Raw genomic sequence first — 12,205 nt, 5'->3', positions numbered from 1 at the left:
AAATGGAAACAAAAAAATTTACAGCCAAAAGCGTGATGAAAGTGTTGTCCAACAACGCGATCATCGTACTGATCGCCGTGCTGGCGCTGTTTGTAGGCTTTACCACACAGAACTTTTTTAAGCTGGATAACGCGAAAAACCTGTTGATCAACGTGGCGCCCCGCTTTATCATTGCGTGCGGTGTGTCCGGCTGTTTGATCACCAAGGGCACCGACCTTTCCGCAGGCCGTATGGTTGGCCTGTCGGCTTGTTTGTCGGCTATGCTGCTGCAGGATATCAATTATTCCGCGCGCATGCTGCCCGGTCTGCCGGATATCCCCGTTTGGGCCGGCCTGCTGATCGTGTTGGCGATCATGGCGGTATTCGGTGCAATCAACGGCTGCGTGATCGCCTTCCTTAAGGTGCCGCCGTTTATCGCAACGCTTGGTACACAGACGATCGTTTACGGCTTGACCTCGGTCATCACCGGCAACCAGCCGATGGGCGGCTATAAGGAAGCTTATTCCAACGTGGCGCGCGGCAGCCTTGGCCCGGTGCCTTATCTGGCTATCTTTGCAATCGTTGTCGGTGTGTTTATGTGGGTGCTGTATAACAAGACCCGTCACGGCAAGTACATGTACGCGATCGGCGGCAATGAAAGCGCCGCGGAGGTAGCAGGTGTTAATGTTGCGGCATCGCTCATCCGTATTTACATTCTGGCAGCGATTCTGTATGGTCTCGGCGGTTTCCTGCTGGGCGCAAAGGCAGGCGGTGCATCCACGGCTACCGGCTTCGGCTATGAGCTGGAGGCCATTGCCGCCTGTACGATCGGCGGCGTTTCGACCAACGGCGGCGTCGGCCGCGTGACCGGTGTGCTCGTCGGCGTGCTCGTATTTGAAACCCTGAAGATCTGCCTGCAGTTTATGGGCGTCGATCCGGCGATCACCTACATCGTGCAGGGCGTGGTCATCATTCTGGCGGTTGCGCTCGACCTGCGCAAGTATTTGGCAAAGAAATAATCTCTCCCTCACCCCGAATAGATGCACAAGCCCCTCCGCAGCAGCGGAGGGGCTTGTGGCCGGTTTGAAAAAGTATCTTATCGAATCCACGGCAGCGCACATCAAACCGCATCTGTACCGCAGATGCATAAAAGCTGCTGTACAGGGATTGTTTCTCGTGCATGTTTGGCGCAGTCTAAACACAGATTGTCGGGAAACGGAGTTTTCCGACATAAAAAGGCTTCCCGAATGGGAAGCCTTTTTGGTGTTTGCTTCGGTATTGCGCTTATTCCTCTACCTTTACGTACACACCGCCGTTGCGGCAGGACTCGGTAGCGGCCTTGGCCATCAGAACCGGACGCAGACCGTCGATAGCGCCGACCGGAACCGGCTTGTCGTTCTGGATCGCATCTACAAATGCAATAACCTGCTCAATGAACGCCTGATTGTAGCGCTCGAGGAAGAACCACAGCGGCTTCTCGGAGTGAGAACCGTCAACCGTGGTAACAGTGGTGGTGTTGATCAGGTCGTTGCCGTCCGCTGCCATACCCTTGGAGCCGAACGCTTCAACGCGCTGGTCGTAGCCGTAAACAGCCTGACGGGAGTTGTTGATAACCGCGATGCAGCCGTTTGCCATCTTCATGGTAACAACAGCGGTGTCAACATCCGGAATGCCGGACTCTTCCTGCAGGTTCGGGTTAACCAGGCAGGAGCCGACAGCAGAGATCTCAACAGCCTCGGAACCGGTTACGTAGCGCACCATGTCGAAGTCGTGGATCATCATGTCGTAGAAGATACCGCCGGAAACAGCAACATAGGATGCCGGGGGCGGCTCCGGGTCACGGGAAGAAACGATAACGATGTGCGGATCGCCGATCGTGCCGTCCTTCACAGCGTCAGCCACAGCCTTGTGGTTGTGGTCGAAGCGGCGGTTGAAGCCAACCTGGAACTTAACGCCCTTCTCTTCAACAAGAGCGAGCAGCTTCTTGATCTTCTCAATATCATAATCGATCGGCTTTTCGCAGAATACGTGCTTGCCGGCCTGGACAGCCGCCATGGACACGTCGCAGTGGGTGTCGGTGGAGGAGCAGACGAACACAACGTCTACTTCCGGGTTGTTGACAACGTCCATGAAGTCAGTAGAAACATTGGTGATCTTGCGCTCTGCCAGCCACTCGCGTGCGCCGGACTTATCCAGCATGGGGTCTGCCGCAGCAACGACCTGTACGCCCGGAACCGAGTTGATCAGGTTGTTGATGTGCAGCTTGCCGATACGGCCGCAGCCGACTACGCCGATTTTCAAAATGCCCATTTTCATTCTCTCCTTTATATAAGGTAATTTTATTATAGACCACTTGGCGGGGGGCTTCAAGGGTAAGATTTGAATTTCGGCGCACCGCCTAATTTTTTCAAGCAGGATTGGTAAAAATAGCGGTGCGAAGCCGGTAAAAAACGTGCAAAAAAGCCGTGCATTGTGCATAAAACGGAAATGCACAGAATGAATGCAACAGATCTGTCGCAGGTGTCTAAATTGACGGTAGCGGCTTGTGCAGCCGTGTGTGCTGTGATAATATATGTACTGTATTATGGCGGAGTGTCGCCGCGGAATGTGCAAAGGGGAACGCATTATGAAGGTAACTGCACAGTGGATTGCGGATCAGTGCGGGGTTTCGCGCGGAACGGTGGATCGGGTCGTAAACGGGCGTCCGAATGTTGCACCGGAAGTGCGTGAGCGGGTGCAGAAAATGATAAATGAATACGGTTATAAAACACCCTCACAGCGGCAGACCGCACGTGCGGGACGCGCGGCTTACCGCATCGGCGTGATTCTGCCGAGCTGGGAGGCGTTTTTTATCCGGCGTATGCGGGAAGGGATTCGGGTTGCGGTGCATAACCGCGGACTGAACGATGTGACCGTGCTGGTGGAAGAACTGAAAAACCGCTCGCACCGCTCGTATTTTGAGGCGATCGGCCGGCTGGAGGAGCGCGGGATCGACGGTTTGATCCTTACCGCGCCCGATACCCTTGCCATGAGCGAGGAGATCGACCGGTTGGTGCAGGCGGGGATCCCGGTGGTGACCTGTGATTCGGATGTTTACCAGAGCCGGCGCCTGTATCATATCGGGCAGGATATGGTCAAATCGGGCCGGGTCGCAGCCGGGCTGCTGGCACCCTACGTGGCGGATGGCGAGGTGCTGGTCGTAACCGGCAACCGGGAGTTTACCGCGCATGGGCTGCGGGTGCGCGGTTTCCTTGACCGGCTGCATGAGATCTTTGACGGCAGCGTTAACGCGCAGGTAATCGAAAGCGTGGAGCAGTATGACCTGACCTATGACAGTGTGCTGCAGCAGGTGCGGCATAATCCGCGGCTGCGCGGTATTTATATGGCGAATGAATCCGTGCGCGGCTGTATGGATGCGCTCGATCGGGCCAAGCCAAGCCGTTCGATCCATGTGGTCTGCCACGATCTGACACCGTATGCACGCCAGTATCTGGAGAACGGAAAGCTGGACTTTATCATCGATCAGGACTTTTCCGCACAGACCACCCGCGCGATCGAGGTGCTGGCTCATGCCTTGCGTACCGGAGAGCCGCCGCAGCGCAGCATTGAGTATATCCATACGAGCATTATCACGCGGGAGCTGCTGTAATGTGCAGAAGGAGACGAGCAGAATGAAAAAAACCATGATTGCGGCATTGCTGGGCGCTGTGCTGTGCGTGTCCGCAGTGATGCCGGCAGGCGCGGCACAGCAGCCGGAACCGGCGGCCGGACCGGCTGCGCTGACCGTTCGTGAGATGGGGCTGCGCGGTGTGGCCGCTGCGGTGGAAAAGAATAACCCCACGGTGCAGGCGCTGCGCAAGACCGCAGCGGGGATCGATACTGCTTCCGCGGTATCCGCGCAGTTTGCGCAGCAGGGAGTGATGCTGGGTGCCCAGATCGCCATGTATCAAAGCCTGATCGGCGGGCTGGAACAGGCGATGGAAGCGGCCGGAAAGGATCAGGCCGACCTGAAAGCGGTCTATCAGGCGCATATTGCCCTGCTGACCGCGCAGTCTGCCGGGTTGGAGCAGGTGCGGGACGGCCTGCCTGCACAGGAGCAGGCGGCGGTCAGCCAAATCGAGGATGCAGTATATCAGTTGGAAAAGCAGGCGGACTATGTGGCCGATCAGATAACACAGGGGGCGCAGACCCTGCTGCTGACCATCCGCAGCCTGCAATACACCGGAGAACAGCTTGACCGGCAGCTCGCTGCGGTAGACCAAAGCATGGCAGTGCTGGAGGTACAGCAGCAGATCGGCATGGCCGGCGCCCTGCAGGTGGAAACGGCACGCCGTCAGCGGGACAATCTGGCGATGAATGCGGATATGCTGGACGGACAGATCGAAACGTTGGGCAACAGCTTGGCGCTGTTGTGCGGCATGGATGCCGCCTCGGCGGTGCTGCCGGCTGCGCTCGGGAAGGTGAGTGAAGCGGAGCTGCGGGCGATGGATCTGGAAAAGGATCTGGCAGCGGCGCGGAAAAGCAGCTTTATCGTGTGGCAGAAGCGGGATGCGCTGCGGCAGGCGCAGAATACATATGATAAGGATATAGAAAGCACGGTGCACGCAGTGCAGGCGGCGGAAGCGGCGCTCGATGCCGCGCAGGAAGAGCTTCGCGCCAGATTTACAACACTGTTCCGTACGGTGCAGGATAAAAAGACTGCCGTGCAGGCAGCCCGCACGGCAGCGGAGCAGGCAGCGCGCACGCTGCATACGAGTGAAGTCAAGTACCGGCAGGGGATGATCTCCCGTTTGGCGTATCAGCAGGCGCAGGATGAGGCGGCAAGCGCCGCACAGGCGGTTGAAACCGCGGAACTTGAACTGCTCACTGCGTATCAGCAGTACCAGTGGGGACGGCAGGGTCTGGTATCCGCCGCCGGATGAGAAAGGAGCATACCATGAAACGAATGATCGCCGCCGGATTGTGCGCGCTGCTGCTGTGCACACCGGCGTACGCGGCCGCCGCAGTGCCGTCAGGCCAGACAGATGCGGCACAGCAGAACGCGTCGGTCAGCCTGACCTTTGAAGGGTTGGAAAAGACCGTGCGCGAGCGCAATGTTTCCATTAAGGCTAATAACAGCACGGTTAAGGGAGAGGAAGCGGCGGACGCAGGCGCGGCCTATCTGGAACAGTACATCGCGCTGAGCAGCCAGATTGACGGGTACCGCACGCAGATCCATGCGCTGGAAAAGACCATTGAGGGGTTACAGGATGAGGCGCTTCGGGCAACGCTTACAGCACAGTTAAAAACATTGCAGGCCAGCCTTGCTGCGGCGCAGAGCAGCTACGATGCGCTGGAAGAGCAGGAGGACCGGGCGGAGGAGCAGCAGGAGAAAACGGTGGAGCGGGTCAAACGGCAGATGGATCACGCTGCCGGTTTGATCTGCATGGAAGCGCAGGACAATTACATTACGCTTAAGGGAATGGAAGACACGCTGGCGCAGGCAGCGCGGGGGCTGGCGCAGATCGACCGCAATTTGGCGGCGGTACAGGTGCAGGTGTCAATCGGCATGACGGCGGTCAACGAGCAGAAAGCACTGGAGGCACAGCGCGAGACCCTGCTGGCCGAGCAGAAAAGCCTGAGGACACAGTATGACAGCCTGCGTGATATGCTGGCGATCCAGTGCGGCTATCCTGCGGGAACCGAGCTGGCGCTGCAGCCGCTGCCCGCCTTGGCGCGGGGGCAGGCCGCGCCGGATTATGCAAAGGATCTTGCCGGAATGCTGCAAAACAGCTATGCGGTCTGGTCCAAGCAGGATGCGGCGGAACAGGCTTCGGATGATTACGCGGACGGCGTAACCAACAGCCTGCATGCATATGATGCGGCAAAGATCACGCTGGAAGCGGAAAAACAGAACGCGTCCGCCGCCTTCCGCAAGCTGTATCAGGACGTACAGCAGAAAAACACTGCATGGGAGGCGGCGCAGGCCGATTTGGCACTGGCAGGAAAGACCTTCCATGTGGCTGAGGTGCAGTATCAGCTCGGCATGACCTCGCGCATGGCATTTGCCGATGCACAGGATACTTATGCTGCCGCACAGGAGACAGCAGCGGCAGCGGAGCATGCTTTGCGCACGGCGATGGGACACTATGACTGGGCTAAACGCGGTGTTATGGCTGCTGCCTGACCAGAACGATCAACGGATCAAACCAATGGAGGATCGCATGAAGCGGAAACGTATGTTGGCTGCTGCCCTTGCAGGTGTTATGCTGCTTGGCACGGGCTGCGGCAGGGAAGAGGAAACCGAAGAGCAAACGCCGTCCGGCACGGCGGTGGAAGTGACCGAAGCAGCTTCCGGGCCGATGAGCGCGGAATACTCCGTGACCGGTAAGGTCGTGGCGGTCAGCGAGGTGCAGGTGTTCCCTATGCTGGCGGGACAGGTGCTGACGCTGTCGGTCAAGGCGGGGGATCAGGTTGCCAAAGGACAAACACTGTTCACCGTGGATACCGCCACGGTAACCTCGGGGATGGGCGCGCTGCAGGAATCCTACAATGCTACCAAGGCAGCAACCGATCGGGCGATCGAATCTGCGCAGATCGGTGTGACGCAGGCAGAACAGGCTGTGGCAAACGCCGAGGCACTGCTGGAGGCCGGCGCCGCCGCGCCGCAGGATGTGACCAAGGCGAAGCAGGGGCTGGCGCAGGCAAAGGCCGGTGTGGCGCAGGCACAGGCGCAGCAGGCGGCTTCGCTGGCGCAGATCCGTGCTTCGATGGATCAGGTAACAACGCAGGCCTCGCTCGGCACAGTCAAAGCGCCCTGTTCGGGCACGGTGACAACAGTTAATCTGGTGCGCGGCGGCATGGCGGCTTCGGCGCAGCCGGGCGTGATCATTGCGGAGGGCGGAAAGGTAGAGGTGCAGGCTTCGGTGGCGGAGGATGTTTATATGAACCTGCAAAACGGGGATAAGGCCAGCGTACTGGTCTCCTCAGTGTCGGATGAGCCGGTGCAGGGAACGATCACCGAACTGCCTGCCGCAGCGAATTTCCAAACCAGTTTGTATGATGTATCGGTTGGTTTGCCCGCAGGGGTGCTGCCGCCGATCGGCGCGTTTGCAACCGTAACCTTTTATACCAACCGGCGTGAGAATACGATTTCAGTGCCGACTGAGGCGGTGCTGACCGGTGCGGAGGAGGAGCGGTATGTGTTCGTGGTGGATGAAGCCGGCGAGGCAGCGCGCCGCGTGACCGTAGAAACCGGCCTTGTCAGCAAAACCAGCACGGAGATCCTGTCCGGCCTGACGGCAGGGGAGCGGGTGGTCATCAAGGGGCAGTCCTACCTGTCGGACGGCGCTGCGGTGCGTGTGGTGGACGGTGCAGGTACATCTGCAGACGGGGAGGGCTGACCCCGGATGAAAATAGCTGAAACCTGTATTAAACACCATGTTATGACCATCCTGGCCTATATCCTGATCGCTGTATTCGGCGTGTACTGTTTCCAGTCGCTGCCGTTGGCGTTGATGCCGGATATGGAACTGCCGGTGGCGATTGTCTATTCGACCTATGCGGGTGCGGGACCCGAGGATATTGAACATCAGGTGACCGAACCGCTGGAGGCTGCGTGCGCGGGGCTGGCAGGGCTGGAAAGCCTGACCTCGACCTCGGCGGAAAATATGTCCATGGTCGTGGCGCAGTTCGAATATGGTGTCGATCTGGATGAGACCATGACCGATATGCGCGATAAGGTGGATATGTACAAATCCATGCTGCCGGAGGACGCCGCCGACCCGACGGTCATGTCGATCGACGTGGATTCCATGCCGGTCATCATGGCGGCACTGCGCGGCAGTGATCTGGCACGGCTGCAGTCCGTGGCGGAAGATGAACTGGCACCTGCGCTCGAACGTCTGGACGGGGTGGCCTCGGTGGATCTGTCGGGCGGCTATGAGGAAGAAATCGCCGTGCAGACCGATGCGGCTCGGCTCAAGGGCTATAATCTGACGGTGTCCGCCGTTACGCAGCAGCTGGGTGCGGATAATATGACGGTGCCCGGCGGTGAACTGGACAGCGGCTCGCAGACGCTGACCGTGCGCACGGACGGCGAGTACCAGTCGGTTGAGGATGTAAAAAACGCTTTGATCGCGCTGCCGGCAGGCGGTACGGTGCGTCTGAGCCAGATCGCGGATATTTCCATGCGCCCCAAGGACCGGGATGCACTGGCAAAGGTCAACGGTGAGGAGTGCCTGATCTTGTCGGTCAACAAGCAGTCCGGATCCAACACGGCGGAGATTGCCGAGCGCGCCAAGGAGACGCTGTCCCGCCTGACGGCGGGAAACAGCACGCTCGAGTGGGATCTGGTGATGGATCAGTCGGATTATATCAACATGACGGTGGACAACGCGGTATCTAACATTTGGATGGGTGTTTTGTTCGCGGCGATCGTACTGTTGGTGTTCCTGCGTGATTTCGGTGCAACGCTGGCGCTGTCAATCGCCATGCCGTGCTGTATCCTGTTCACGTTCCTGCTCATGTTTGCCATGGATATTACGCTCAATATGATGTCGCTGGGCGGCATCACGCTGGGCGTCGGCATGATTGTGGATAATTCGATCGTAGTGCTGGAAAACATCTTCCACTACCGGGCGGACGGATACAGCCGATGGGATGCCTGTGTGAAGGGCACCCGGGAGGTAGTGCTGTCGGTAACGGCTTCGACGCTGACGACGGTAGCGGTCTTTCTGCCGATCGGTCTGTCGGGCGGTATGACGGGCATGATGTTCAAGGAGTTCTGCATCACGATTGCAGCGCTGCTTTCGTCCTCCCTTATTATTTCGCTGACACTGGTGCCGCTTTTGTGCTATATCCTGCTCGACCGCGGCGGTATCCACCGGATATCGGCGAGTGCGCCGGGTACGCGGGAGCAGGTGATGGGCGACAAGCCGGCGGCGCGTACTTATAAAAAACTGCTGCGTGTGTTTATCACGCGGCGCTGGATCGGCGTGGCGGCCACTGCTGTGATCTGTGTGGTTGCCATCGTGAGTATTGCGCTGGCGGGCAGCGAGCTGCTGCCGGAGATGGATCAGGGGCAGATCGATGTGTCGGTCGGTATGCCGAGCGGATCGACCATGGAGGAGACTGCTGCCATTCAGGATCGCATTGTTTCCATTGCCGAGCGGACGATTCCTGAGATCGATATGGTGTATTACAGCACCGGAAGCTCGAACTCGATCATGTCAAGCACATCGGGCGCCAGTGTGACCATTATGCTGAAGGACATAGGGGAGCGCGACCGTTCCTCGGCTGAGGTGGCGGCGCAGCTGCGCCGTGATCTGGCAGATATCGCCGGCTGTGAGCTGACGGTGACGGATGCCGGCATGATGGTGATGGACAGCGGAGCGGATATCAGCATCGAGCTTTCGGGCAAGGATTATGACCAGTTGGCGCAGACGGCGGCTGATCTGTCCCGCGGGATCGAGGCGCTGCCCGATGTGATCAATGTGGAATCGTCTGCTGGCGATCAGGTACCCCGCGTGGCGGTCAAGATCAATCGCGAGAATGCATCGCGCTTTGGACTGACGGCGGCTTCGATCGGTTCGCTCGTGCGCGGTGAGCTGACCGGTACAACGGCGACCACGCTGCGCATGGGCGGCGAGGAGTACGACGTGACCGTTTCGGGTGACAAAACCCTGACGCAGGATCTGGATGCGCTCAAATCCTTGCAGCTGCCCTCGCCGATGGGCGGCACTGTGCCGCTTTCCGTGGTGGCGGATGTGTATACCGAACTGTCTCCGCAGTCGATCACGCGGCAGAACCAGTACGAAACGGTAACCATCACAGGTGAAAGCGAATCGGGTGACAGCGTGGGCATTACGCAGACTGTGGCGGAATATCTGGATGGCTACGTCCTGCCCGAGGGTGTGGAAGTGGCGGACGGCGATACGGCGGCTTCCAGTATTGCGGAAACGACCCGCTCGCTGATGACGGCGCTGGCGGTGGCGATCCTGCTGGTATATTTCATTTTGGCAAGCCAGTTCAACTCGTTTGCCCTGCCGGTGGCGATCATGCTGATCCTGCCGATCGGCCTGCTGGGCTCGCTGCTGCTGCTGTGGCCGACCGGGAATAAGGTTTCGATGGTTGCGCTGCTGGCGGTCATCATTCTGGCGGGCACGGTGGTAAACTCGTCCATCGTATTGATCGACTATATTTTACAGCGGCGGGAGCGCGGCGAGGATAAGAACACTGCGATCCTGAACGCCTGTCCGCGGCGCGTGCGTCCGGTGCTGATGACTGCGCTGACTACCATCCTCGGTTTGGTGCCGATGGTGTTTTCCGGCGGGGAAGGCGCGGAAATGATGCGGCCGATGGGCATTGTGATGATGACCGGTATGGTTATTTCGACCGTGGCAACGCTGCTTATCACCCCGGTGTATTATTCGCTGGTGGACAGCTTTGCGGAATGGCTCAAATCGCGGTTCAACCGGCCGAAAAAACCGCGCGGATGGCGGAAAATGCAGAAAAAGCAAGAGGAAATTCAGTGATAGCCGATAAGTGACCGTTGCTTTTTCCTGCCGAATACGGTATGATAAAGACGGCGCCGCAGACAGCGGCGCCGTCTTATCGCATGACGAAAGGGAAAGGAAGATCAGACGGATGAAACGATCAGCGGCGTTTGCGGCGCTCTGTTTTTTGTTGTTGACCGGCTGCACACCGGGAACAGGACCGGAAGAAACGGCGGCGGAGGAAGCGGCGCAGGCCAATGCGCAGCAGCAGGCACTGGAGCGTGCAGAGCAGGCAGGACTGCTGGCACAGCAGCAGGAGCCTGTGATTGCGGCAGAGCAGGCGGAAACGCAGATCGCAGCCCTGCTGGAGGAGTACGGCTATACCGCTGCACGGACGGAGGACACACTTTCTGTGGGGGACGGTGCGGCGGCACATGATTACTATGTGTTTGCAGTGCGGGATGCCGCAGGCGGAGAAGCCGGCAAGCTGGCGGTGGACTGCGTAACCGGAGAAGCCTATCACTATCTGGGGGATGGCGTGCTCGAAGCGCTGTCCGCGTTCCCGACAGGACAGCCGCACGGCTGGCCGGGTGTATATGCCGGGCCGGTGCAGCGGACGCTTGAGATCACGCAGACAGACGAGCAGACGATTGCTTATGCGTTTTCGGACGGCACGGCGGGGACGGCATCGGTGGCGGGATATACGGCAAAATCGGCGGACGGAGAAATCAATTTCCTGCTGGCGGATCGGATCATCACGGTGGCGGGCGGCGGCCTGACCGGCAACTATACCATACAGCCGCAGACGGCAGAGACATTGCCGTCTGCCGAATAGACACACAGCCATGCGGACTGAGACACCGCATGGCTGTGTGTTTTTTATTCGGTTTCGCTTTCACCCAGCAGTTCCAGCACATCAACCGCAGTGTCGGCGCGCATGGCTTCTACATGCAGATGGGGGCCGAGCGCGGCTTCCGCGTCAATCGTTTGCGCAACGGCGCCGATGGCTTCACCGGCTGCAACTGCCTGACCGGCAGTAACGCGCACATCGGTCAGGCCGCAGTAGGTTGTGGTCAGGTCGGCATCGTGTGCCAGCGTGACGCAGGTGCCGTACAGGCCGTTTTCGGATACATCGCGCACCGTACCGTCGGTCAGGGCGAGCACACTGTCGCCCGCTTCAGCGGCAAAGTCGGTGCCGGTATGCACACGCCAGTCGCCGAAGGTAGGCTGGAACAGCAGCTCATCCCCGGAAAATGGGGCGATTACGTTGCCGGATACCGGACGCACGAAGACCGGCGCGGATACCGTCACCGTGGGGGATGGGGCGGGGGCGGCGCTGTCTGTATCGGCTGCGTCGGACGCGCCGCTGTCCTGCGTTTTGTTTTCCGGGGCAGCAGCTTCTTCTTCGTGCAGCACGGGTGTGTCCACGTGCAGGTCGGGCAGCTGCTCGGCTGGGGTGATGGCGGGCGCATCGGCGGTGGAATCTGCTTTGGGTGCGGTTGCGGTGGACCAGAGCACCCAAGCGGATGCAGCAATGATCAGTGCACAGACGGTCAGAATGGTGTAAAAGCCGCGGGAGGAAAGCACCGCGGTATGTTTGGATTGATATTGTTTCATGTCCCTATACCTCCGTTGCTGCCAGTATGGCCGCTGTGCAGGAAAATATACATAAGCGGACAAAAATAAAACCGCATCCGAATCACGGATGCGGCGGAGACTTTCAAAAAATATAAATTTTTACAGCCGCTTTG

The 12,205-nt window shown here is 59.0% G+C and carries 9 protein-coding genes; 7 read left to right on the top strand and 2 right to left on the bottom strand.

The features are described from left to right. The first annotated feature begins 2 nt into the window (after positions 1-2). Positions 3-998 carry an ABC transporter permease subunit gene (locus T363_RS0106720; protein ID WP_031474453.1) on the top strand — a complete coding sequence of 332 codons (996 nt, stop codon included), beginning with the start codon at positions 3-5 and terminating at the stop codon, positions 996-998. Between the two features lie 265 nt (positions 999-1,263). Here T363_RS0106720 and iolG read toward each other — a convergent pair whose 3' ends face one another. After that, positions 1,264-2,283, bottom strand: coding sequence for an inositol 2-dehydrogenase (gene iolG, locus T363_RS0106715; RefSeq protein ID WP_031474451.1), 1,020 nt, complete (start codon positions 2,281-2,283; stop codon positions 1,264-1,266). Between the two features lie 322 nt (positions 2,284-2,605). On the opposite strand from iolG, the gene T363_RS0106710 reads away from it, so the two are divergent. The 6 genes from T363_RS0106710 to T363_RS0106685 all read left to right on the top strand — a co-directional run bounded on the left by T363_RS0106710 (position 2,606) and on the right by T363_RS0106685 (position 11,289). Further along, positions 2,606-3,628, top strand: coding sequence for a LacI family DNA-binding transcriptional regulator (locus T363_RS0106710; protein ID WP_031474449.1), 1,023 nt, complete (start codon positions 2,606-2,608; stop codon positions 3,626-3,628). A gap of 22 nt (positions 3,629-3,650) precedes the next feature. Further along, entirely contained in the window at positions 3,651-4,901 is a 1,251-nt protein-coding gene (locus tag T363_RS0106705) for a hypothetical protein (protein WP_031474447.1), read from the top strand. A gap of 14 nt (positions 4,902-4,915) precedes the next feature. Continuing rightward, on the top strand, positions 4,916-6,145 hold the full coding sequence (locus tag T363_RS0106700; protein WP_154658759.1) for a TolC family protein: 1,230 nt from the start codon (positions 4,916-4,918) through the stop codon (positions 6,143-6,145). Between the two features lie 37 nt (positions 6,146-6,182). After that, entirely contained in the window at positions 6,183-7,361 is a 1,179-nt protein-coding gene (locus T363_RS0106695) for an efflux RND transporter periplasmic adaptor subunit (protein ID WP_031474443.1), read from the top strand. Positions 7,362-7,367: 6 nt separating this feature from the next. After that, on the top strand, positions 7,368-10,493 hold the full coding sequence (locus T363_RS0106690; protein WP_031474441.1) for an efflux RND transporter permease subunit: 3,126 nt from the start codon (positions 7,368-7,370) through the stop codon (positions 10,491-10,493). Between the two features lie 112 nt (positions 10,494-10,605). Continuing rightward, on the top strand, positions 10,606-11,289 hold the full coding sequence (locus tag T363_RS0106685; RefSeq protein ID WP_031474439.1) for a hypothetical protein: 684 nt from the start codon (positions 10,606-10,608) through the stop codon (positions 11,287-11,289). Positions 11,290-11,333: 44 nt separating this feature from the next. Here T363_RS0106685 and T363_RS15085 read toward each other — a convergent pair whose 3' ends face one another. Continuing rightward, entirely contained in the window at positions 11,334-12,071 is a 738-nt protein-coding gene (locus T363_RS15085) for a M23 family metallopeptidase (RefSeq protein WP_051643146.1), read from the bottom strand. Positions 12,072-12,205 lie beyond the last annotated feature (134 nt).

Source organism: Agathobaculum desmolans ATCC 43058 (genome assembly GCF_000701665.1).
GTDB classification, from domain to species: Bacteria; Bacillota; Clostridia; order Oscillospirales; family Butyricicoccaceae; genus Agathobaculum; species Agathobaculum desmolans.
The sequence above is the reverse complement of the archived record's forward strand: the minus strand, read 5'-3'. Positions and strand labels throughout refer to the sequence as shown.

Coding starts and splice junctions, on each gene's coding strand:
- T363_RS0106700 (WP_154658759.1), top strand. CDS start 4,916: ATGAAACGAATGATCGCCGCCGGATTGTGCGCGCTGCTGCTGTGCACA.
- T363_RS0106710 (WP_031474449.1), top strand. CDS start 2,606: ATGAAGGTAACTGCACAGTGGATTGCGGATCAGTGCGGGGTTTCGCGC.
- T363_RS0106720 (WP_031474453.1), top strand. CDS start 3: ATGGAAACAAAAAAATTTACAGCCAAAAGCGTGATGAAAGTGTTGTCC.
- T363_RS0106690 (WP_031474441.1), top strand. CDS start 7,368: ATGAAAATAGCTGAAACCTGTATTAAACACCATGTTATGACCATCCTG.
- T363_RS15085 (WP_051643146.1), bottom strand. CDS start 12,071: ATGAAACAATATCAATCCAAACATACCGCGGTGCTTTCCTCCCGCGGC.
- T363_RS0106695 (WP_031474443.1), top strand. CDS start 6,183: ATGAAGCGGAAACGTATGTTGGCTGCTGCCCTTGCAGGTGTTATGCTG.
- T363_RS0106705 (WP_031474447.1), top strand. CDS start 3,651: ATGAAAAAAACCATGATTGCGGCATTGCTGGGCGCTGTGCTGTGCGTG.
- T363_RS0106685 (WP_031474439.1), top strand. CDS start 10,606: ATGAAACGATCAGCGGCGTTTGCGGCGCTCTGTTTTTTGTTGTTGACC.